Raw genomic sequence first — 20,882 nt, 5'->3', positions numbered from 1 at the left:
CCCCGACCTGGCGGCTCCGGGCTCTTCCATGTGCGGGCCTCCGTGGTTCGCGCGCCGTCGGCGGGGTCAACCGGGGTTGCTCCACCGCGGCGCCCGCTTGGCCGCGAAGGCGTCGAGCCCCTCCTGCTTGTCGGGGCCGGCGGCGATCCGCCGTTCCGCCGCCGCGGTCGCCGCCCAGCCGCGCTCCTCGTCGGGCTCCCACTGCTCCTCGAGGGCCTGCAGCGTCGCCGACACCGCCGTCGGGGAGGCCACGCAGATCTCGGCGGCGAGCGCGAGGGCCACCTCGACCGCGCGCCCGGGCTCGGCGAGCCGGTTGACGAAGCCGATCGCGTGGGCGCGGGCGGCGTCGAGCCGGGTGCCGGTGAGCAGGAGCTCCCGGGCGACGTTGAGCGGGAGGCACCGCATCGCGCGCAGCAGCGCGCCGGAGTTGGCGACGAGGCCGCGTTGCGTCTCTGGCAGGCCGAACGACGCCGACGACGCGGCGACGACGAGGTCGCAGCTCATCGCGATCTCGAATCCGCCGCCGAGCGCGAGGCCCTCGACGGCGGCGATCAGCGGCTTGGTGTGGCGGCGCCGGATGACGCCGTAGGGCCCGCCGCGCGGGGTCGGCTCGCCGGGGCCGGCGACGATGTCGGTGCCCGCGCAGAACACCTCCGGCGTGCCGGTCAGGACGGCGGCCCAGAGGTCGGGATCGTCCTGGAAGCCGTTGAGGGCGTCGTCGATGCCGCGCGCAGTGGCCGCGTCGATCGCGTTGCGCTTCTCGGGGCGCTCGATGCGGACCACGAGCACCCGGTCGTGCCGCTCGGCGGAGACGGACACGGAGACCTCCTCGGCGACGGGGGAGCAGCAGCGCGCATCGTCCCGCCGGAGCCGGGATCGTGCGCGCGCCGAACCCCGGTCGGCCCCCGACGCCACGGCCGAGCGCGGCCGACGTCACGACTCCGGGGACTTCTCCAGCGCTCGTCGCAGTCGCGCCAGGTCCGCCGGGTCGACCCCGGGGTCGTCGCGGAAGCGCTCCAGCTCGTGCTCCAGCCGGTCGACCCGGGCTCTCCGGGTGCGCTGCTTCTCCTCGCCGATCTGCTCGCGGAGCCCGAGGAGCCCGTCGAGCGCTGCCTGGTCGTCATCGTCGAGAGACTCGCCGTCCCGGTGTTCGATCAGGACGCCGACCGCGGCGAGGAGCTGGCTGAGCTGCCGTCCGTAGCTGGCGACGTTCTCGACGATCCGCCGCTCGAGGTCCGGGTCGCCCGAGGCCCGCTCGTTGATGTTGATGAACCCGAGCTGGGAGCCGACAGCCCGCACCGCGGCCGTGTCGATGGCCTGGGTGACGTCGCCGGAGAGGGGAGCGTGGAGACCGAGCAGCTGCCACCACGACTCCCAGAGCCGCCTCGGCCACTCGGGCGCGCTGGTTCCAGCTCCCGGAGCTGATTCGTTCGTCATCGTCCGTCCCCCGTCGTGCCGTCCAAGAAGGTCTAGCAGGACGACGCGACCGACCGACACGCCCAGGACGACGACCGGGTTCCGCTGTTCGAGTGACCCCCCGGAAACTCCGGTCGAGTCCGGGAGGACACGTGTCGAACGGGGTCGAGGCCGTTCGTGGAGGACGTGAGAGACCGGCGACGGGCCGGTCGAGCGTTCCCGGGAGGGATCTGATGACCGCCACCTACACCTTCGACGTCTTCTCCAGCCTCGACGGCTACGGCTCCTACGGGGACGACGGCGACTGGGGTGGCTACTGGGGCAAGCAGGGCCCCGAGCTGCTCGAGCACCGTCTCGCCTCGTTCGACGCGCCGCAGCGGATGGTCTTCGGCGCCACCACGTTCCGGCAGTTCGTGGCGATGCTGGCCGCGAGCACCGACGAGTCCGACGTGCGCGACCCGTGGGTGACCCGGATGCGGAGCATGCCGGCCACGGTGGTGTCCTCCACGCTGGAGGGACCTCTCGACTGGCCGGACGCGACCGTCGTGCCCGGGGACGCCGTCGACGTCGTCGCCCGGCTCAAGGAGGAGTCGGACGTGCCGCTGCGCTCGCACGGCAGCCTGTCGCTGAACTGGGCGCTGATGGCCGCCGGTCTGGTCGATCGCCTCCAGGTGACGATCTTCCCCGTGGTCACGGGGAGGACCGGCACGGACCCGGTCCTCGGGGGTGCGGCTGACTTCGACCTCCAACTGCTCGAGCGCCGGAGCCTCGACGGCGGCATCCAGGAACTCGTGTACCGGCCCACCCTGCACATCAGCCGCTGACGGGGGTGGAAGGCGGTCGCCGACGAGGGCGGGAGCCGCGGCCCGCCGGTTCGTGTCGCACCGCCCGACGGCTCCCCCCGCCGACGTCTAGTCCAGTCGGCGGTTGCTCGGAGTCATGGTCGCTCAGCATGCTCGAGGGAACTGAAGCTGTTGGGGGGACTTCGATCGTGGATACGTCACTGCTCGTGATCGGCGCGGGCCCGTACGGGTTGGCGACCGCGGCCTACGCTCGCCACCTCGGTATCGAGACCGTCGTGATCGGCGAGCCGATGGGTTTCTGGCGCGAGCACATGCCCCGGGGGATGTTGCTGCGCTCGGGGCCGGACTGGCACCTCGACGCGACCGACGTCCACACCTTCGAGGCCTACCTCGCCGAGCGCGGCGTGGACCCGGCCGACGTCGACCCGATCCCGGTCGACCTGTTCATCGAGTACGCCTCCTGGTTCCAGGAGATCGTCGGCCTGCGGGTGCGTCCCGAGCTCGTGACCGCGCTACGCCGGCGCGACCACGGATTCGAGGTCGACCTCGACGGAGGCGGACAACTGTCGGCGGCGACGGTCGTCGCCGCGCCGGGCATCAGTCACTTCACCAACATCCCGCACCGGGCCGTGGCGCACCTGCCCGAGGACCGCGTCACCCACACCTGCTTCCTCACCGAGGTCGACCGCGCCCGCGACGCCCGTACCCTGATCATCGGTGGCCGGCAGAGCGCCTTCGAGTGGGCGGCGCTCCTGGCCGACGCCGGCGTGGACGCCGTCCACGTGGCCTATCGCCACGACACCCCGGCGTTCGCCCCCGCCGACTGGCACTTCGTCGACCCCATGATCGACCAGACCGTCGCCGTCCCCGGCTGGTTCCGACGGCTCTCCACCGAGCAACGAGACGCCGTCGCGAACCGGTTCTGGGCCGAGGGCCGTCTCAAGCTCGAGCCGTGGCTGACTCCGCGGATGCCCGAGGGGGTGGTGCACCGCCACCCCCACACCGAAGTGACGAGCTGTGTCGAACTACCGAACGGCGACATCCGCGCCGAGCTCTCCACCGGCCAGGTGCTGCTCGTCGACCACGTCGTCCTGGCCACCGGCTACCGAGCCGACATCAACTCCGTGCCCTACCTGAGGGAACTGCCCGATCTCGAGACCGTCGACGGCTTCCCCGTGCTCGATGAGCACATGCAGACCAGCGAACCCGGGCTGTTCCTGACCGGCTTCGCCGCCACCCGCGACTTCGGGCCCTTCTTCGGCTTCGTCCGCGCCTGCCCGGCCGCCGCCCAGATCATCGTGCCCGAAGTCGCCCGATCCCTCGAACGCGCCGCATCCCTCGCCCGCTGACGCCGGAGCACGGGGAGGGCCGTGGATGGACGTCGTGGCGGCCGGGGTGCTCGCGACCGCGTACGTCCACGACGGGCCGGCCGACGGCTGGCCCGTCGTTGCTTCTCGCACGGCTTGCCCTACGACGTGCACGCCTGCGGGTCAGTGGTGAGGGCAGGTTGCGCGCAGGAGCGCGTCAACGGTCTTCACACCGGCGACCGCCATGGCGATGTTCGAGGCCAGGTGGTGATCGACGGGGTCGCCGAGTGGCTCGCAGATCACGACGTGCCCGTCGTTGATGTGCACGTGCCAGCGGTCCCGTCCCGAAGAGGGCTCGGAGCCGCTGCAGCACGGCGTCGCGCAGCCTGGGGTCGTCCGGATGGCGCGCGCCGCGGTCCACAGGCCCTCCCGGATCGCGTCGATGAGCTGTGCCCGACCTGATCGGGCAGGATGCTCGCCCCGGGTGCAGACGGGCGAGGGGCAGAGGTCCCGAGCGCGGGTGCTCTTCGGCCTGTCCCCGTCCGCCGGACAGCGCACCGGTACGAGCCGGCACCGTCGGCGTGGCGGGACGGATCGTCGGAGTCGAGGACGTGGGCGGCGACGAGGTAGGACCGGGTGGTGGCGGTGTTGCCGTCGACAGTGACGGCGTGGTTGGTGCTGGAGGTGATGGGTGCCGGCGGAGCGGCCGAGGCTGCCGGCGACGAACTCGGCCATGCCGTCCCACCCGGGCCGTGGACCGGGACGCTGTTCATCGGCGAGTTCCTCGGCCCGCTGATCATCGTGCCATCGGTGCCGGCGTCGGCGGCCTCCAGCCCGCCCTGGCCGTGCTCGCCGTCGCCACCCTCGTCGTCGCCGGGGTCACGGTGGTCGCGCTGCGGCGCCACACCCAGCCGCTCAACGTCAGCGCACCCTGAGACCCCTCGTCACGCCTCGGCGGCGAGCTTGCCCGCCAAGCCCAGCAGTACCGCGCCGGTGACGGCATCGAGGCTGCGGCGCACGCGCCGACGGGCCAGCCATCCCCGGACGCTGTGCAGGGCGACGACCAGGACCGTGAGCCAGATCAGGCCCAGGACGGCGTGCGTGTAGGCCAGGGCGAGCGCGTCGGTGACCGCCGACCCGGGGTGGAGGAACTGCGGCAGCACCGACAGGTAGAAGACCAGCACCTTCGGGTTGGTGATGTTCGACAGGAAGCCCTGCCGCAGCCGCACGACCGCGCGGGCCCGTCCCGACGGCGCCGGTGCGTCACCCGGGGCGTCCTCCGGCCCGCGCCACGCCGAGTGCAACGCGTGCACCGCCAGCCAGCAGAGGTACGCGACGCCTGCCCACCGGATCCCCTCGAACACCGGCTGGGAGGCCACGATCAGCGCACCGACGCCGACCGCGGCCGCGGTGCCCTGCACCACGTTGCTGGCCGTGATGCCGACACCGGTCCAGAAGCCCGCCCGACGCCCACCGACGAGCGCGTTCTTCACCACCACCGCGAAGTCGGGGCCGGGCGCGAGCGCCAGCAGCAGGGCGAACACGGCGAAGGTGCCGTACGCGGTCGGGGTCAGGGTGTGCACGCCGTCCACGGTGACATCGGCAGGGACTTCGCGTCAGATCACGAGCGAGGTCTGCACCGAGTACTGCGACGCGCGGTAGAGGTGGCGGCCGAGCTCGACCAGGCGCCCGGTGTCGTCGTAGACCACCCGCTCCATGGTCACGCAGGCCGCGGGCTCGGTCTCGCCGAGGAGCTCGGCCTCCTCGGTGGTCAGCAGCCGGGCACCGATGGTCTGGTGGGCGATGGCGAAGGCCACGCCCTGGGCCCGGAGGGTGGCGTAGAGCCCGCGCTCGACGAGGTCCTCGTCGGTGATGGTGAAGCGGTCGGGCAGGTAGTTGGTCATGATGTCGCGCCGGACCGGCGCCCCGACGACCTGGGTCCCGACGCCGCGCTCGCGCACCAGGAGACCCTTCCGGACCACTCCTGGATGGCCTGCCGGGCCGTGGGCCGGGCCAGCCCGAGACGGGCGGTGAGGGCGAGCCCGTTCTCCCGCTTCCTGCTCGGCGAGGAGATCACCGCGGTCGACCGGGCGATCCTGGCCGCGCTGCAGGAGAGCGGGCGCAGTTGCACCGCGATGAGCGCCTGCACCGGGGACCCGTGCGTGCTCGACGCCACCGTCCTGTCCGGTGAGACCTACGTGCTGATCCGGGTGGCGGTGCCCTCGAGCGAGGCCATCCGCAGGGCGGGGGCCGACCCTCGGGGCGGCCACCACCGACTGAGGGCGTCGGCCTGCTCGACCGTTCGACTGCGATGGCGCACGAGTCCCAGTGAGTGGGCCGGTGCCGCGGCGCGAAGTCGCGCCGAGGCAGTGGTGCTGGGCTCCTGCGACGCGCCGGAAGTCGCTCGACGACGTCTGGAATCAGTGCATCTCGATGGGGACGTGCCGGGTGAGGAAGTCGAGCTGGTCGCCGATGACATGTTCGAACAGATCGCCGGTGTAGATGTCGAAGTGTCCGGCGTCGTAGGTGCGGACCTCGCCGCGGGGTGCTCTGGCGGCGTGGCGCAGGGTGGCTTTCGGGGGTGCGACGGAGTCGTGTTCGCAGACGCAGAACAGAATCGGGCAGGAGACGTCGCGGGTCCGACCTCCCGGTCTGTCGAAGGGGATGGTGAGTGCGACGCGGGCCGGCACGTCGTTGGGGTAGTCCTGCTCGGTGAGTCCGCAGGCCGCGAGGAGCGCCAGGGTGTCCTCGACGATGTCGTCGGCGGACATGAGCCCGACCTCTCCGGGTCGGGCTGCCACCTTCACCCGCACCGGTGCTCGGTGTCGCAGGTGGGCGAGCTGGTCGCGGGCGACGGCCACGAGCAGGGCGGCCAGGGCGCGGGGCGGGATTCGGCCGGTGGAGGCGAGGCCGTCGGTGAAGGGACACTGGGCGATCGCCGCGGCGATGTCCGGCATGTCCGCGGCGGTGGTGATGGCGTGGCCGCCGGCGAAGGAGGTCCCCCATGCCACGATCCGGTGGCGGTCGACCCCGGGGAGGGTGCGGGCGTAGGTGACCGCGGCGCGCCAGTCGTCGCGCTGTCGTCGGATGCTGAGCAGTTCGCGGGGCTGTCCTTCGCTGTCGCCGAAGTGGCGGTAGTCGAAGACGAGGCAGGCGTAGCCGGCGGTCGCGAAGCGCTCGGCGAAGGCGTCGAGTCGCAGGATCTTGATGGCTCCAAGGCCGTGCGCCATCACGATGACCGGCGGCTGCCGGCCGCCCTGCTCGGGAATGTCCGGCCGGTACAGCCAGGCGTGGCAGCGGTCGGTGCCGGAGGTGAAGTGCACCTCGCGGCGGGTGAAGGCGCGCTGATCCGTCATCGTCGGTCCCTTCTTGAGCGGCTGTCAAGATGGGTGTGTGCCGCAGAACCGTCGTCCCGTACCGAAGGAGCAGAAGCGCAAGGAGCTGCTCGCGGCGGCGGCCGAGCTGTTCGTCGTCGAGGGCTACGACGCGGCGTCCGTGAGCAGGATCGCCCGAGCTGCGGGCGTCACGACGAACACCCTCTACTGGTACTTCCGCGACAAGGACGAGTTGCTGGTGGCGGCCGCGGAGGTGTTCCTGCGGGCGCTGCTGACCGAACACGCGACGAAGGCGGACGAACCCCTGGCCGAGCAGCTCGCGTGGCTCGTCGAGCAGCTGCGTCCCATCCGGCACCTGGTGGTCACGGTCCACGCTCGGATCGCGCTGTCGACCGCGATCGCGGAATGGCACTCGGGGTTCCACGAGACCGTCGAGGAGCTGTTCGAACGCCAGCTACCGGGAGAGATCCCTGCCTCGGCGCGGGCGCAGGAGGCCGCGGCGGCCACGTTCGCCCTGGAAGGCGCCGTGATCCATGACCTCGATCCCACCACAACCCGCCAACTGTGCAGGAGCGTGGCAGAGCGACTGCAACAGGCAACCCAGGTCGCGGGACGATCTGTTTCGGACTGACAAACGGCGTGCAGAGTGCCGCTCTCGAGCACATCGCCCGGAACCACCGACGCCAGACGACGGCTGCCTGATCGCGAGCGCCCGGAGCGGCTGGACGCGTCAGGACGACGAGGACGGGTTCGTCGTGTTCTCGCTGTCCTCGCCGATCTCGTCGCGGCGCTGGCGCTCTCGGTAGCCGTAGGCCGCGCGGCGCACGGCGTCCTCGCTGTCGAGCCCGGAACCCAGCGCGCCGGCGATGGTGGCCAGGCCCGTGGCCATCCAGGCGAGCGCCAGATGGTCGCCGAAGGTGGGTGGGCGGCCCAGGCTCGAGCCGAGCACCGAAGGCTCGAGGAAGAACAGCGACCCGAGCAGGGTGAGCACGTAGACCGCGGCGGACATGACCAGTACGCCGATGCTCAAGGTGAGCACGGTGGAGGCGTTGTAGAGCGCCGTCTCCTCACGCTCGCCCACGTCGCGGGCGTGTTCCCACAGATGGTGGGCGCCGATGATCCAGGCGACCATCAGCGCGACCGACACCAGGGAGGTCAGGACGAGCTTGCCCGCCCCGAGTCGGGTGGACAGCAGCCAGATCGTCGAGTTGATGGTCAGATAGGCGCTCGTCCCCAGCACGGCGGCCAGCGCACTGCGCATGCCGAGCACGAGGCGCCAGGGCTGGTTGGTGCGCACCATGCCGGCGAGCAGGCGGGCTCGGCCGAGCCACGGAGTGGTCACGTAGCGCCTCGTGTGCTTGCCCTTCCCGGCCCGGACGAGGTGGACCGGCTGCAGGAGCCTCGCCGCCACGCGACCGAGGAGGCTCGGGTGGTGCTGGCCGTGGTCGAGGCCGGCGTCGGCGCTGCCGATGAGGTCGGCGACCAGGCGAACGACCGCATTGCGCACCTCGTGGTGCTGCAGCAACGGGCCGAAGCCGGGCAGTGAGAGCCCGGCGATGCGACGGTCGTGGTCGACATCGACCAGGATCGGGCGGTCGCCGTGCTGCATCGGGAGGTCGGTGAGGTAGATCCCGATGTCCCAGTCGGTGTTGGCCGTCTGCTCGGCTACCGCGCTGAGGACCTCCTCGGGGTCCTGTACCGAGGCGATGACCGGGTGGGTCATGGTCCGGACATCCCACGTGATGCTGTCGTCGACCCGCGCGCTGAGCTCCTCGGGGAGGTCCTCGACCAGCTTCGCCGCGACCTCCGCGGGGGTGTCGGGGTCGGCGAGCAGGCCTACCACCACCGTGCGGCGACCGGCTTCGACCGCGTTCGAGCCCTCTTCCTGTTCGAGGTCGGTCATCGGTCCTCCTGACCGCGCACAACGCCGAGCTGCCTCAGGGGCGACAGGATGAACGGCGCGGCCCGGACGGCAAACCCCGCGCGGGAAATCGAACTTCCTCGCCGCTGTGGCTCCCAGCGGCGGGTTGGGGCGTGTCCGGCGGTGGAACCGCGTTCGGTGACGTTGCGCTGCTGGTAGGTGCGTCCTGAACCACCCCCGCCGGGGTCAGCCAGAGCCGGTGGCCCCCGCCCCGGCCTTCGGTCCGCATGGCGTCGGCGAACCGCGTGCGCAGGTCCCGTCATTGCAGGTAGCTCGTGGCGAGGTCCGCGATGGTGTCCGCGGTCTGGTCGGTGGGCCTGCGTGGCAGGACGAGGTGGCTGATGATGAGGCGGGTCACGTTCTCCGCGATCGTCGCGACCCGGTCGGGATCGAGTCCCGGGTGGTCGCCGAGGACGGTCGCGCTGAAACGGTCGCGGGCGAGGTCGAGCACCGGTGCGCCCCGGCTGGTGAGCAGCGGGAGGAATTCGTCGCTGGAGTCGCTGAGCAGGACGGCCTTGGTCAGCGGGTCGCCCTCGGCGGCGTGGAGGCAAGTGGCCGCGGCCAGTCGCCACTGCTCCCTGAGAGGCTGGTCTGCCATGACCTCGGTGGCCTGGTCGAGCAGCCGCTGGGTGTGGAAGATGACCAGGGCCTTCGACAGGCCGTGCTTGTCGCCGAACGTCTTGTACAGCGTCGCCCGACTCACCTCGGCGGCGTCGGCCACGGAGCGCATCTGCAGACCGCGCCACCCGCGGGCCACCACCTCCGCAGCAGCCGCATCGAGGACCGCTTCGCGCATCAGCTGTTGGGCCCGCTCGCGGTAGGGATCGGCCATGCTCGGATCATAGTCCTCCTCGTGAACAATCCTCGCGATCTGCCTGTCGCACAGACACGTTCGGTGATCTGTTGACACCGGAGACGGATGACCGACATTGTGTCCGGGTTCCCGCAGGACCCGGGGACCGGGCAGTGCGGCCACCACGAGGAGCTATCGATGAGCGCGAGCGTGACCAGCTTCGCCAGCGGCAACCCGGACCGGGCCTACGACCCCGTCGACGTCTCCTCGAAGGCGTTCTGGTCCGCCACGATGGATGAGCGCGAGCGCTCGTTCGCCGAGCTTCGCGGGCGCGGGACGCCCACCTGGCATCCGCCGTTCGAGGACCAGCTGCTCGAGGTGCCCGACGACTACGGGTTCTGGGCGGTCACGACCTACGACGACCTGGTGGAGATCACCAGACGTCACGAGGACTTCCTCTCCGAACCGAGCATCCTGATGGAGAACCTGCCGGCCGAGGCGGTCGAGGCCGGGCAGTCCATCATCAAGATGGACCCGCCCCGGCACACGAAGATGCGCAGGCTGATCTCGGCGGCGTTCACGCCCAGGCAGATGCGGCGCATCGGCGACCGCATCGAGGCCAACGCGCGGATGGTCGTCGACAACCTCCTCACCAAGATCGAGCAGGGCGGCGGGAGCACCGATTTCGTCGCCGAGTGCGCCGAGCTGCTGCCGATGCAACAACATCAACGACATGATGGGCGTGCCCGACGGCGACCGGCAGAAGGCGGCCTACGAATCCAAGGTCCTCACGGCCTGGAACGACCCGGAACTGGTGGGGAACACCAGGGAGGAGGTCCTCGGCCGGCTCTTCGAGGCCCAGGGCTACCTCCACGGCCTCGCCTCCTCGTTGGCCGCCGCGCGGCGCGAGGATCCGCAGGACGACCTGATCACCGCGCTGGCCCGCGCCGAGGTCGACGGCGAACGGCTCACCGATCACGAGATCGGCTCGTTCTTCGTGCTGCTCACCATCGCGGGCAACGACACCACCCGCCAGTCCACCAGCCACGGTCTGCGCGCCCTCACCACGCATCCCGACCAGCGGGAATGGTTGCTGGCCGACCTCGACGGTCGGATGCCCGACGCGGTCGAGGAGCTCGTGCGCTGGGCCACACCGATCATGACGTTCCGGCGCACCGCCTCCCGCGATCTGCAGTACAAGGGCGTGCACGTGACCAGGGGTGACAAGGTCGTCCTGTTCTACAGCTCGGCCAACCGGGACGGCTCTCGCATCGAGCGGCCCCACGAGCTCGACCTCTCCCGCCGTCCCAACCCGCACATCAGCTTCGGCGGTGGGGGGATCCACCACTGTCTGGGCAACCAGCTCGCCCGCTTCCAGCTCCGCGCGCTGTTCGCCGAGCTGCTGACGCGCGCGCCCCGGATCACCGCCGGCGAGCCCGAGCTGATGCCCGGCAACTTCCTCCACGTCGTCAAGCGCATGGCCGCACAGCTCTGACGAGGCGGCCCCCGACGCTCCGGACGGCCGGGCGCGACCGGGCGTCAGCCGATGCTCCCCGGGCCACCGACCAGCCCGGGCTCCTCGAGCTCAGGGCCGGCCGGGTGGGAACGGGTAGCGGCGTGCCTCGTCGTCGATCTCGGCCTTGTCGGTGACCGTGCGCTGCAGGAAGGACCGGACGGCGTCGGCGGTGGCCGCCGTCATGGACGGAGCGCGTTCGAAGGCGTGGTCGCGGTCGGCGTAGAGGTGCAGGTCGGTGGAGACCCCGAGCTCGGTGAGCCGCTGGTGCAGGGAGATGCTCGAGCGGAAGGGGTAGAGCCGGTCCGCGGCGCCGTGCAGGATGATCGTGGGCGGGAACCAGGCGTCGACCAGGTCGAGCGGGCTGGCGGCGACGAGGTCGTCCTGGGCCGAGCCCGGACCGAAGAGCATCCAGCTCGGGAGCCGGCCGAGGTCGTCGACCGCGACGTTCGGCAGCTGCCCGGGCTGGGGCGGGGCCGGTGGGGTGTCGGACCGGTGGAACCCGATGGCGGGGTAGTAGGCGGCGATCGCCGCGGGTCGTCGGTCGGCGTCCAGGGTGCCCGTCATCAAGGCGATGTGGCCGCCTGCGGAATGGCCCTGCATGACGACGCGCCCGGGGTCGATCCCGAGGTCGTCGGCGTGGGCCCGGGTCCAGTCCAGGGCGGCGGTGGCGTCGTGGAGCGGGGCGGGCCAGGCGGCGGCGTCGAGCAGCCGGTACTGCACCGCGAGCGCGGTGAACCCCGACCCGGCGAGTGCGGCGGCCTGCGCGTGCACGGCCTCCTTGGAGCCGGCCCGCCAGCCGCCGCCGTGGAAGAGCAGCACCGCGCAGTGGCGGCTCTCGGCGGTGGGCCGGAAGACGTCGAGCGCGAGCTCCGATGCGGGGCTCGAGGTGTAGACGACGGTCTGGAAGGTCTCGGTGGTGGTCACGGGTGTCCTCGAGGGAGCGGGGGGCGGTCAGGCCGCCGAGGGGGAGGGGGTGGCGACGTCGGCCGAGCGCAGGACGGGCGCGACCTGTCGGCCGAGCAGCTCGTGAGAGCGGACGAAGTCGGCGTGGTCGAAGCCGGCGAAGTCGGTGAACGCCATGATCGCGCCGTAGCCGCCGGCGCGGCACTGCTCGACGAGCTTGTCGGCGACGGTGGTGGGGGAGCCGATGGCGAAGTCGTCGGGCTGGTACAGCATCGCCCGGGCCCTGCTGTCCGGGGTCTCGAAGGCCTTCCCGAGCAGCGCCCCCATGTAGTCCGTCGCCTGCTCGTACTTCTCCTGGGCCTCGGCGTCCGTGTCGGCGACGAACACCCGCCGGCGCATCCCGAGCATGGTGGGGGTGACGGTGTGACCGGCGGCGTACGCGGCCTCGCGGTAGCGCTCGGCCAGGGCCACGGCGGCCGGGGTGGGCACGAAGGCGGTGCAGAGCTTGTAGCCGCGCGTCCCGGCCCACGCCGCGGAGTTCGGCGACATCACCGTGGTCCAGGTGGAGCGGCCGGTCCGCTCGCGCATCCGGGGAACGATCGGGACCTGCTCCAGGTCGTAGAACTCGTCGTGCTGGGTCACCGTCGGGCCGGCGATCGCCTTCGCGAGCAGCTCGGCGCCGCTGTAGTAGCGCGGCCGGATCTGCTCGGGAGACAGGCCGGCCATCACCGCCTCGCGATCGCCCGCCCCCGGGGCGATGCCCGGCTCGAACCGCCCGCCGGACAGGTAGTCCAGCATGCCGACCTCCTCCACCCACTGACGGCTGTCGTGCAGGGGCAGGACGCTGCCCAGGACCGTCAGGCGCATCCGGTGGGTCTGCGGGGCGAGCGCGGCGACGAGCAGGTGCGCGGACGGCGAGAAACTGATCGGGCTGAAGTGGTGCTCGGCGAACGACAGCCCATCGAAGCCGTAGTCCTCACAATCCACCCACAATTTCATGTACCGGTCGTAGGTCTCCTGCACGGCCTCCGGCGAGGGCGGGTCGTCCGGGCTGTTCACGTGGCCGTTGGTGAAGAAGTAGAAACCCCAGGTCTCGATCAACGTATTTCCTTTCAGGGCTGGGTGGCGACGGGGTCAGCAGGCTTCGCGGACCCGTAGGGGCCGAGCTGCTTGGCGTCGAAGTGGTAGGGGCTGTTCTTGTCGGCCGCCAGGACGTTCGGGGCGGCCACCCCGAGGACCAGGAAGCCCGCCAGGACCGCCACGGTCTTGAGCCAGTCGTCCCGGCTGATCGGCCCCTGCTCACGGACCGCGGTGAGGTAGTTGATGCCGATGGGCAGGTGGAGAAGGCCCGCGGTCAGGGCGCCGGGGCTGTACTTGGTGCCGAGGATGGCGGGCATCAGGATGCCGTGGGCGAAGGCCTGCCCGATGCCGAGCAGTACGGGCGGAAGCCCCAGCCACGTGGTCCTGGGAAAGATCATCGCGGGGACGTACAGCGCCCGGAAGGAGATGTTGGCGCACATCGCCGAGTTCGCGTTGAACGGATAGTTCAGCGGCTGGTCACTCTTGAACATCCCGACGTTGACCATGCCCGGGAACCACCCCGGATCGACGTACTCCTCGTACTGGTGGGCGCACATCGTCATCGCGTTCATGACCGCCAGGGCGCGCAGGTTCTTCTGGCGCTTGCGGCCGATCAGCAGGCTCGCCCCGCCCAGGGCCATGGCCTGCACGGCGGCCACCCGCGGCCATTCGCGCCGGTAGAAGTCCAGGAACCGTTCGCTCATCTCGTTCTCCGATCTCTGGTGTCCGCCCCTGCTCACAGGAGCCGGTCGAGGGTGATGGGGAGGTCACGGACGCGGACCCCGGTGGCGTGGTGTACCGCGTTGGCCACCGCTGCCGGTGCCCCGGTGATGCCGACCTCGCCGACGCCGAGGAGGCCGAGCGGCGTTCTCGGGTCGGGCTCGCCGAGGTAGCTGACGTCCAGCGTGGGGACGTCGGCGTGGACCGGGACGTGATAACCGGCCAGCCCGGCGTTCATGCTCCGGCCCGTCCTCGGGTCGACCAGGGTCTCTTCCTCCAGGGCGGCGCCGATGCCCATGACGATGCCGCCGCGCAACTGGCTCGTCGCGAGCTTGGCGTTGATCACCCGGCCCACGTCGAACACCGCCACCCAGCGGGTCACCCGCACCTCGCCGGTGTCCGGGTCGACGCGCACCTCGCAGAAGTGCGCGCCCGTCGCGGCCTTCACCCAGCGCCGTTGTTCGAGCACGAGGCCCGCCATCGCGCGCACCGTGCGCAGGGTCTGGCGCGGCGGCGAGTCCGACCCGGTCCTCGCCTCGAGGCGGCTGCGCCCGGCGCGGGTGAGGATGGCGGTCCAGGACTCGCCGACGTTGCCGGCGTACAGGCCACCGTGGGCGGGCCGCAGCTCGGCGGGGCGACGGCCGTGCAGCGGCGACTCCGGGGCACGCCGGGCCAGGTCGAGCGCTTCGCGACGGAGCTGCTCGCAGGCCAGCAGCACGGCGGCGGCCACGCTCGCCGTCTGGCTCGACCCGATGGCGCCCGGCGCCGCCGGTTGCTCGCTGTCGCCGTGCTCGACGGTGACGGCCTCCACCGGCACCCCGAGCTCGTCCGCGGCGATCTGGGATGTCGCGGTCGCCGCGCCGACACCGATCTCGTGCAGCGAGGTGCGGACGACGACGGTGGCGTCGGCGTTCAGCTGCACGGCCACGTCGGCGAACAGCTGCGCGGGAACCTGGAATGCGCCCGCCACGCCCCACCCGACCAGCCACCGTCCGTCGCGCATCGAGCGCGGCTCCGGGTCGCGGTCAGCCCAGCCGAAGCGCTCCGCGCCCCGGGTGAGGACCTCGCGCACGTTCTGCCGGCTGTAGCGCTTGCCGCCGACCGGGCTGCGCTCGGGCTGGTTGCGCATCCGCAGCTCGACCGGGTCCATCCCGAGCTCGACGGCGAGCTCGTCGACCGCGGACTCCAGGGCGAACATGCCCACGGCCTCGCCCGGCGCGCGCATGAACGTGCTCGGCAGGACGTCCATCTCGGTGGTGTCGTGGCGGATCAGCAGGTTCGGCGCGGCGTAGAGGAACCGCGACTGGGCGGCCACCTGCTCGGACCGGCCACCGACCCGCCCGACCGCGCTGACGCCGGTGTGGACCAGCGCGGTGAGCCGGCCGTCGCGCTCGACGCCCAGCGCGACCCGTTGCCGGGTCGGGGTGCGCCCGCCGACCGTGCGGAACACCGACTCGCGGCTCAGCGCCATCCGCACCGGCCGACCGGTCACCCGGGCGGCCAGGGCGGCGAGCACGGTGCCGGCCCACACCGAGCTCTTGCCGCCGAACCCGCCGCCCACGTACTGGGCGATCATCCGCACGTTCCCCACCGGGATGCCGAAGCAGGCCGCCAGGTACCGGCGTGCCCAGTCGATGTTCTGGGTGGTGTCGTGGACGGTGAGCCGGTCACCGTCCCAGGCCGCGGTGGTGGCGTGCGGCTCGATCGCGTTGTGGTTCTGCGCCGGGGTGGTGTAGCGGTGATCGACCGAGACCGGCGCAGCAGCCAGGGCCGCCGGCGCGTCGCCGGTCCTCTCCTCGCCGACCTCGAGCAGGCCGGCCTTGACCGGGGTCGCGCCGGGAACAGCGTCGAGGAAGTCGGTGGCGGCCGGCAGCGCCTCGTACTCGACGCATACCAGCCGGGCCGCGCCAGCGGCCGCCTCGGGGGTCTCGGCGACGACCACCGCGACGGGCTGACCGTTCCAGTGGACCTGGTCGGTGGTGACGTAGGCGACCCGGGCGCCGCCCGCGGTCGTGCTCGGGTTGGCCAGGTTCTCCCGCGGTGGCGCCGGCATCGGTGGTGCGTTCTCGTGGGTGATCACCGCCAGCACGCCCTCGACGGACAGGGCGGCCGCAGCGTCGACGCCGGTGATCCGACCCCGCGGGATCGTGGCGTGCACCAGGGCGGCGTGGGCGAGGTCGGGACAGGAGACGTCGGCCGTGTAGCGGGCGCGCCCGGAAGTCTTGACGGCGCCGTCGACCCGGTCGACCGGGCGCCCGACGGCCGGTCCGGAATCGGTGACCGGCAGTCCTCCGACCGGCGGGACGACCCGTTCGGGAGCCTGGGCCACGGCGGGCCTCCTTTCCGTGTCGCTGCCGGGGAGTCAGGGGTTGATCAGCGTGGACTGCTCGGGCACCAGGAACATCCAGCCCCGCTCGAGGAAGTCGCTGACCAGTTCGGCGTAGGCCTCGGGCCGGTCGTCCTGGACCGAGTGCGCCGCCCGGTGCACCAGCTGGAACGAGCAGTTCGGCATCAGCCGCCGGTAGGTGCGCCCGTTCTGCGGGGGGACGACGCCATCGCGGTCGCCGAAGAGCACCAGGGTGCGCACCGCGCACTGGGGCAGCCGGTCGGCCAGCTCCTGGTCGAACGCCGGTCGGCTGATCATCAGCCGCTGGGCCAACGGCATGACGCGGGCCATGAGCGCCGGGTCGGGCGGGCTGAAGGCCGGCGCGCGCTCGGGCTGGGCCCTGAAGCGGCGGACCACCTCCTGCGGCGAGGTGGCCGCCGGGGCGCTCTCCCCCTCGCGGAATCCGGCCGGTCCGTCGAGCACCAGGGACGCCAGCCGGTCGGGGTGGGCGAACGCGAGGTGCAGCGCGATCGTCCCGCCCAGCGAGTGGCCCAACAGGTGGTAGCGCTCGAGACCGATGGCCTCGACCACCTGCGCGATGGCCTCGGCGAGCTCGTCCGACGACCGGTGCACCTCGTTGACCTGCTCGCCGAAGCCGGGCATCTCCACGAGGACGACCCGCCGGGTGCGGGCCAGCAGGTCCAGCGCGATGCTGAAGTGCAGGCCGCCCGCGCCGTGCAGGACGACCAGCGGATCGCCCGCCGGCTCGCCGATCGACGCGGGGGGGCCGGCCTGGTGGTAGCGGACGGTGAAGCCGTCGATCTCGACGCGGCCCTCGACGAATCCCGCTCCGGGTGCCTGCTCGATGGTGGTCATGGTCGTCCCTCTCAGCCGACCGCGACGGGATCGGCGTGCAGGGCGGGAACGAGGGTCTCGCCCATCAGCTTCAGCGAGCGCACGACGTGCTCGTGGCTCAAGGTCCCGGCAGCGCCGGTCACGGCCAGCTCGACCCGGCCGAGGCCGATCTGCTCGGCGCTCGCGCGGATCTGGTCGAGCACGGTGTCCGGGCCGCCGACGAAGGGGGCGCCGAACTGCCGCGGCGCCTTCGACATGTCGGGGGCGACCCCCTGGGGCGCCCCGGCCAGCGCCGCGCCCACGCGGCCGATGACCGCGGGCAGTTCGGCGTTGCGGCTCGCGAAGGGCCCCGAGCCCACCGGCCAGTTGAGCTGCTCGACGTCGCGGCGGGCTTCCGCGTCGGACTCGGCGACGTAGCAGAACTGCCGGTAGAGGATGTTGTCCGCGGTGGGTTCCCATCCCGCCTCGGCGGCGGCCTCGCGGTAGGCGGCCACGCTGGCGGCGACGGCCTCGGAGGAGCGGAAGCTGATGCCCAGGTCGCAGCGCATCCGCCCGGCGAAGCGGGCCGAGGAGGGGCTGTTGCCCGAGAGCGTGATGCGGGGGTGCGGCTGTTGCACCGGTGCGGGGAAGAGCGCGATGGTGCGGTAGCGGTAGTAGCGGCCCTCCCACCCGAACGGCTCCGGCTCGGTGAAGCAGCGGATGACCAGCTCTACGGCCTCCTCGAACCGCTCCCGGGACTCCCACGGGTTCGTCCCGTAGGTGACGTACTCGTTCGGCGTCCCGCGCAGCAGGCCGAACCGCAGGCGCCCGCCGAGCACGTTGTCCAGCGTCGCGTACTGCTCGGCGACGGCAACCGGGTTGTGCAGCGGCAGGTCGGTGCCCAGGATCGCGATCTGCGCGTCGGGCACCCGCTCGCCCAGGGCCGCGGCGAACAGGTGTGGTGTCGGAGTCATCTGGCTGACCGAGTAGTGGTGTTCGGCCAGGTTCAGCGAGTCGAAACCCGCCTCGTGGGCGGCCTCGAACTGCTCGAGACCCTGCTGGATCGACTCGATCCCGCGCTCGCTCTCGAACAGCCGCGCGGCCGGCGGCCAGTCGACGACCCCCGCCGTGCTGCCGCGGTAGACGACCGGGTTGAAGAACTCGACCTTCATCGTGTGCCTCTCTCCGTGAGCAGGCCGGCCAGCGCCGCGACGATCGTGCGGCGCGCCAGCTCGATCTTGAAGGCGTTGTCGGGTCGGCCGACGGCGGCCGCGAGCTCGGCCTCGGCGGCCCCCCGGAAGGTCTCCTCGGTCGCCGGGGCGCCGGTGAGCACGCGCTCGACCTCCACCGCGCGCCACGGCTTGTGGGCGACCCCGCCGAGGGCGAGCCGGGCCGCGGCCACGGTGCCGTCCCGGACCTCGAGCCCGGCGGCCACCGACACCAGCGCGAACGCGAACGAGGCCCGGTCGCGGACCTTGCGGTAGGCCGAGCACGTCGTGACCGGGGCGGGCAGGTCGACGGCGACGATCAGCTCGTCCGCCTCGAGGGTGGTGTCGTGCTGCGGGGTCTCGCCGGGCAGGCGGTGCAGCTCGGTCAGCGGGACGTATCGGGTGCGCCGCACGCTGCGGACCTCGACGACCGCGTCGAGGGCGATCAGGGCGACGGCCATGTCCGAGGGGTGGGTCGCGATGCAGTGCTCGCTGGTCCCGAGGACGGCGGCGTCGCGGTGGAGACCTTCGAGCGCCCCGCAACCGCTCCCCGGCTCGCGCTTGTTGCAGGGGGCGGAGGTGTCGGAGAAGTAGGGACACCGGGTGCGCTGGAGCAGGTTCCCGCCGACGGTGGCCATGGTGCGGAGCTGGCCGGACGCCCCGGAGAGCAGGGCCTGGGCGAGCACCGGGTAGCGCGTGCGTACCAGCGAGTGGGCGGCCAGAGCGGAGTTGCGGACCGACGCGCCGATCCGCAGCCCGCCGTCGGGCTGCTCGCGCACCGGCGTCAGCGCGAGGCCGGAGAGGTCGACCAGCGTGTCGGGGTGCTCGACGTCCCGGCGCATGAGGTCGACGAGGTTCGTGCCGCCGCCCAGCGCCACCGCCCCCGTCCCGGCGACGGCGCGCACCGCATCGTCCAGGTCGACGGCCCGGTGGTAGGTGAACGGTCTCATCGCGCCGGCGCCTCGGTGACCGCGATCGACGCGACCTGGCGGACGGCGGCGAGGATGCCGTCGTAGGCACCGCAGCGGCAGAGGTTGCCGCTCATCCGTTCCTTGATCTCGGCGTCGGTGAGCTCGACGTGCTCGGCGGCGACGTCCGCGGTGACGGCGCTCGGCATGCCCGCGCGGTGCTCCGCCAGCATCCCGATCGCCGAACAGATCTGGCCCGACGTGCAGTAGCCGCACTGGAAACCGTCGTGCTCGACGAACGCGCGCTGCAGCGGGTGCGGGTCGTCCGCGCTCCCGATCCCCTCGATGGTCGTGATCTCCCGCCCGTCGCCGTACTGCACGGCCAGGGCCAGACACGCCGCGATCCGTTCGCCGTCCACGAGGACCGTGCACGCGCCGCAGGCGCCCTGGTCGCAGCCCTTCTTGGTACCGGTGAGACCCAGGTGCTCGCGCAGCGCGTCGAGCAGGCTCACCCGCGGATCGAGCGGGACCCAGTGGGTCACCCCGTTCACCCGCAGCTCGATGTCCTCCACGCCGCCCACAGTAGGGCAACGCCGTTCCCTTAACAAGAGAACGGCGTTGCTCTATTGGAGACAGTGAACCCGGAGTTAAGGTCAGGGGGTGGGTAGCGCACCGGTCACGAGCGAGGGCGCCTTCCGGCGCGCCCGCAGGCCGGAGCAGAAGCAGCAGCGCTACGAGGCGATCCTGGACGCCGCGCACGCCCTGGCTCTGCGCGACGGGGTCGCCGCCGTCACCCTCACCGCGATCGCGGCCGAGGTCGGCATGCACAAGTCGGCCCTGCTGAAGTACTTCGGGACCCGCGAAGAGATCTTCCTGCGGCTCGCCGAGTCCGACTGGTCGGCCTGGGCCGACGGGCTGGTGGCCGACCTGGGTCGCGGGCCGGTCGACGAGCAGCAGCTGGTCGAGGTCCTGACGAGGTCACTGGTCGAGCGGCCGTTGATCTGTCAGATGCTCACCACCCACTCCGCGCTCACCTTCGAGCGCGAGGTCCCGATCGAGGCGGCGCGGAGGTCCAAGAGCGCCGCGATGCAGGCAGCCGGCGAGGTCGCCGACGCCGTGCACGCGGCCTTTCCCGCCCTCGATCCCGGCGCGTCGAGGGAGTTGGTGATCGCGACCGGGCTGATGGCGGCGAGCCTGTGGCAGGTCGCGCACCCGGCGCCGGTGGTGGCCGCGACGTTCGACCGCTCGCCCGAGGAGCGCGGCTTCCCGCAGGCTGCGCCCATCCACTTCGCCGAGGCGCTCGCCCGCTTCATCCACATCCACCTCGCGGGCCTGCGTCACGTCTGACGTCGCCGACCTCGGGCACCGTCCTGCGCGCGGGCTCAGTCCGCCACAGGGAACTCCCAGTGCGATAGATCGTCGATGACCTGGCCCAGCAGTTCCTTCAGCTGGCGGTACCGCTCTGGGCCCAGGGAGTCCCGGATGTGCTGTTCGAGGTCCGTGACGACGAGCTCGGCCCTGGTCAGCTCGTGCCGGCCGGCGTCGGTCAGGTGGAGTTCCTGGACGATGCGGTGGCGTGGATGCGCCCGGCGTTCGACCCAGCCCCGCTCCGCCAGCTTGGCGACCAGCAGCGCCACCGCCTGCGGAGTGACGCCCATGAGGCGGGCCAGTTCGGCGCCGGTCAGGCCGGGAGTGGTCTGCAGACTGTCCAGTACCGAGTAGTGGGAGCTGGGTACACCGAGCTCGCGCAGCGGACGTTCCTTGGTGCCCTGCAGGGTCAGGTCGGCGCGGCGCAGCGCCCAGGCGACACGA

Annotated in this window: 23 protein-coding genes; 5 read left to right on the top strand and 18 right to left on the bottom strand. The window is 72.0% G+C overall.

Going from position 1 to position 20,882, the window contains the following annotated elements:
• Positions 1–66 precede the first annotated feature (66 nt).
• Together VGH76_RS16630 and VGH76_RS16625 are read right to left on the bottom strand one after the other, a co-directional pair.
• Positions 67–819, bottom strand: coding sequence for an enoyl-CoA hydratase-related protein (locus tag VGH76_RS16630; protein ID WP_331557813.1), 753 nt, complete (start codon positions 817–819; stop codon positions 67–69).
• A gap of 114 nt (positions 820–933) precedes the next feature.
• A complete protein-coding gene (locus tag VGH76_RS16625) occupies positions 934–1,437 on the bottom strand; it encodes a hypothetical protein (RefSeq protein ID WP_331557812.1) in 504 nt (167 codons plus the stop codon).
• Between the two features lie 212 nt (positions 1,438–1,649).
• Between VGH76_RS16625 and VGH76_RS16620 the strand changes: the two genes are divergently transcribed.
• The gene (locus tag VGH76_RS16620) at positions 1,650–2,240 is read left to right on the top strand and encodes a dihydrofolate reductase family protein (RefSeq protein WP_331557811.1); all 591 of its coding nucleotides are present in this window, start codon (positions 1,650–1,652) and stop codon (positions 2,238–2,240) included.
• 167 nt (positions 2,241–2,407) lie between these two features.
• Entirely contained in the window at positions 2,408–3,568 is a 1,161-nt protein-coding gene (locus VGH76_RS16615; protein ID WP_331557810.1) for an NAD(P)-binding domain-containing protein, read from the top strand.
• Positions 3,569–3,709: 141 nt separating this feature from the next.
• Here the strand turns inward: VGH76_RS16615 and VGH76_RS16610 are convergent, their stop codons facing one another.
• From VGH76_RS16610 to VGH76_RS16595, 4 genes are all read right to left on the bottom strand, one after another.
• Positions 3,710–3,853 carry a hypothetical protein gene (locus VGH76_RS16610; RefSeq protein ID WP_331557809.1) on the bottom strand — a complete coding sequence of 48 codons (144 nt, stop codon included), beginning with the start codon at positions 3,851–3,853 and terminating at the stop codon, positions 3,710–3,712.
• A 617-nt stretch (positions 3,854–4,470) separates the two neighbouring features.
• Positions 4,471–5,100 (bottom strand): LysE family translocator, encoded by a 630-nt coding sequence (locus tag VGH76_RS16605; RefSeq protein ID WP_331557821.1) that lies wholly within the window; start codon positions 5,098–5,100, stop codon positions 4,471–4,473.
• Between the two features lie 42 nt (positions 5,101–5,142).
• On the bottom strand, positions 5,143–5,487 hold the full coding sequence (locus VGH76_RS16600; RefSeq protein ID WP_331557808.1) for a UTRA domain-containing protein: 345 nt from the start codon (positions 5,485–5,487) through the stop codon (positions 5,143–5,145).
• A 459-nt stretch (positions 5,488–5,946) separates the two neighbouring features.
• Positions 5,947–6,882 carry an alpha/beta hydrolase gene (locus VGH76_RS16595; protein WP_331557807.1) on the bottom strand — a complete coding sequence of 312 codons (936 nt, stop codon included), beginning with the start codon at positions 6,880–6,882 and terminating at the stop codon, positions 5,947–5,949.
• A 37-nt stretch (positions 6,883–6,919) separates the two neighbouring features.
• Between VGH76_RS16595 and VGH76_RS16590 the strand changes: the two genes are divergently transcribed.
• Positions 6,920–7,492, top strand: a complete 573-nt coding sequence (locus VGH76_RS16590; protein WP_331557806.1) for a helix-turn-helix domain-containing protein — start codon at positions 6,920–6,922, stop codon at positions 7,490–7,492.
• A 99-nt stretch (positions 7,493–7,591) separates the two neighbouring features.
• On the opposite strand, the gene VGH76_RS16585 is transcribed toward VGH76_RS16590, so the two are convergent.
• From VGH76_RS16585 to VGH76_RS16575, 3 genes are all read right to left on the bottom strand, one after another.
• On the bottom strand, positions 7,592–8,764 hold the full coding sequence (locus tag VGH76_RS16585) for a hypothetical protein (protein ID WP_331557805.1): 1,173 nt from the start codon (positions 8,762–8,764) through the stop codon (positions 7,592–7,594).
• Between the two features lie 277 nt (positions 8,765–9,041).
• Positions 9,042–9,614 carry a TetR/AcrR family transcriptional regulator gene (locus VGH76_RS16580; protein WP_331557804.1) on the bottom strand — a complete coding sequence of 191 codons (573 nt, stop codon included), beginning with the start codon at positions 9,612–9,614 and terminating at the stop codon, positions 9,042–9,044.
• A 404-nt stretch (positions 9,615–10,018) separates the two neighbouring features.
• A complete protein-coding gene (locus tag VGH76_RS16575) occupies positions 10,019–10,219 on the bottom strand; it encodes a hypothetical protein (RefSeq protein ID WP_331557803.1) in 201 nt (66 codons plus the stop codon).
• A gap of 89 nt (positions 10,220–10,308) precedes the next feature.
• Here VGH76_RS16575 and VGH76_RS16570 point away from each other — a divergent pair, with 89 nt between their 5' ends.
• A complete protein-coding gene (locus VGH76_RS16570) occupies positions 10,309–11,070 on the top strand; it encodes a cytochrome P450 (protein ID WP_331557802.1) in 762 nt (253 codons plus the stop codon).
• A 90-nt stretch (positions 11,071–11,160) separates the two neighbouring features.
• On the opposite strand, the gene VGH76_RS16565 is transcribed toward VGH76_RS16570, so the two are convergent.
• From VGH76_RS16565 to VGH76_RS16530, 8 genes are read right to left on the bottom strand one after another with little or no spacing between them, the layout of a single operon-like run.
• Positions 11,161–12,015: an alpha/beta hydrolase gene (locus tag VGH76_RS16565; protein ID WP_331557801.1), complete on the bottom strand. Its 855-nt coding sequence runs from the start codon at positions 12,013–12,015 to the stop codon at positions 11,161–11,163.
• 27 nt (positions 12,016–12,042) lie between these two features.
• Positions 12,043–13,095, bottom strand: coding sequence for an LLM class flavin-dependent oxidoreductase (locus tag VGH76_RS16560; RefSeq protein WP_331557799.1), 1,053 nt, complete (start codon positions 13,093–13,095; stop codon positions 12,043–12,045).
• Positions 13,096–13,106: 11 nt separating this feature from the next.
• The gene (locus VGH76_RS16555; RefSeq protein ID WP_331557798.1) at positions 13,107–13,778 is read right to left on the bottom strand and encodes an HXXEE domain-containing protein; all 672 of its coding nucleotides are present in this window, start codon (positions 13,776–13,778) and stop codon (positions 13,107–13,109) included.
• Between the two features lie 32 nt (positions 13,779–13,810).
• On the bottom strand, positions 13,811–16,123 hold the full coding sequence (locus tag VGH76_RS16550) for a xanthine dehydrogenase family protein molybdopterin-binding subunit (RefSeq protein ID WP_331557797.1): 2,313 nt from the start codon (positions 16,121–16,123) through the stop codon (positions 13,811–13,813).
• A gap of 33 nt (positions 16,124–16,156) precedes the next feature.
• On the bottom strand, positions 16,157–16,996 hold the full coding sequence (locus VGH76_RS16545; RefSeq protein WP_331557796.1) for an alpha/beta fold hydrolase: 840 nt from the start codon (positions 16,994–16,996) through the stop codon (positions 16,157–16,159).
• Positions 16,997–17,007: 11 nt separating this feature from the next.
• Positions 17,008–18,126 carry an LLM class flavin-dependent oxidoreductase gene (locus tag VGH76_RS16540; protein ID WP_331557795.1) on the bottom strand — a complete coding sequence of 373 codons (1,119 nt, stop codon included), beginning with the start codon at positions 18,124–18,126 and terminating at the stop codon, positions 17,008–17,010.
• Positions 18,123–19,112 carry a xanthine dehydrogenase family protein subunit M gene (locus VGH76_RS16535; RefSeq protein ID WP_331557794.1) on the bottom strand — a complete coding sequence of 330 codons (990 nt, stop codon included), beginning with the start codon at positions 19,110–19,112 and terminating at the stop codon, positions 18,123–18,125. The genes VGH76_RS16540 and VGH76_RS16535 overlap by 4 nt, the downstream gene beginning before the upstream one ends.
• Entirely contained in the window at positions 19,109–19,642 is a 534-nt protein-coding gene (locus VGH76_RS16530; RefSeq protein WP_331557793.1) for a 2Fe-2S iron-sulfur cluster-binding protein, read from the bottom strand. Before VGH76_RS16530 ends, VGH76_RS16535 begins: the two co-directional genes overlap by 4 nt.
• 88 nt (positions 19,643–19,730) lie before the next feature.
• On the opposite strand from VGH76_RS16530, the gene VGH76_RS16525 reads away from it, so the two are divergent.
• Entirely contained in the window at positions 19,731–20,417 is a 687-nt protein-coding gene (locus VGH76_RS16525) for a TetR family transcriptional regulator (protein WP_331557792.1), read from the top strand.
• Between the two features lie 35 nt (positions 20,418–20,452).
• Here the strand turns inward: VGH76_RS16525 and VGH76_RS16520 are convergent.
• Positions 20,453–20,882 (bottom strand): MarR family winged helix-turn-helix transcriptional regulator (locus tag VGH76_RS16520; RefSeq protein WP_331557791.1); only part of this gene is annotated, 430 nt, incomplete at its 5' end.

The sequence above is a fragment of the Actinomycetospora sp. genome (assembly GCF_036497585.1).
Taxonomy (GTDB): Bacteria; Actinomycetota; Actinomycetes; order Mycobacteriales; family Pseudonocardiaceae; genus Actinomycetospora.
Note: the sequence above shows the minus strand (reverse complement) of the source record. Positions and strands in the feature narration are given on the sequence as shown.

Bases quoted from the DNA above. Each gene is read 5' to 3' on its own strand.
- VGH76_RS16625 (WP_331557812.1), bottom strand. From the start codon at position 1,437: ATGACGAACGAATCAGCTCCGGGAGCTGGAACCAGCGCGCCCGAGTGG.
- VGH76_RS16620 (WP_331557811.1), top strand. From the start codon at position 1,650: ATGACCGCCACCTACACCTTCGACGTCTTCTCCAGCCTCGACGGCTAC.
- VGH76_RS16595 (WP_331557807.1), bottom strand. From the start codon at position 6,882: ATGACGGATCAGCGCGCCTTCACCCGCCGCGAGGTGCACTTCACCTCC.
- VGH76_RS16585 (WP_331557805.1), bottom strand. From the start codon at position 8,764: ATGACCGACCTCGAACAGGAAGAGGGCTCGAACGCGGTCGAAGCCGGT.
- VGH76_RS16580 (WP_331557804.1), bottom strand. From the start codon at position 9,614: ATGGCCGATCCCTACCGCGAGCGGGCCCAACAGCTGATGCGCGAAGCG.
- VGH76_RS16570 (WP_331557802.1), top strand. From the start codon at position 10,309: ATGATGGGCGTGCCCGACGGCGACCGGCAGAAGGCGGCCTACGAATCC.
- VGH76_RS16555 (WP_331557798.1), bottom strand. From the start codon at position 13,778: ATGAGCGAACGGTTCCTGGACTTCTACCGGCGCGAATGGCCGCGGGTG.
- VGH76_RS16545 (WP_331557796.1), bottom strand. From the start codon at position 16,996: ATGACCACCATCGAGCAGGCACCCGGAGCGGGATTCGTCGAGGGCCGC.
- VGH76_RS16540 (WP_331557795.1), bottom strand. From the start codon at position 18,126: ATGAAGGTCGAGTTCTTCAACCCGGTCGTCTACCGCGGCAGCACGGCG.
- VGH76_RS16535 (WP_331557794.1), bottom strand. From the start codon at position 19,112: ATGAGACCGTTCACCTACCACCGGGCCGTCGACCTGGACGATGCGGTG.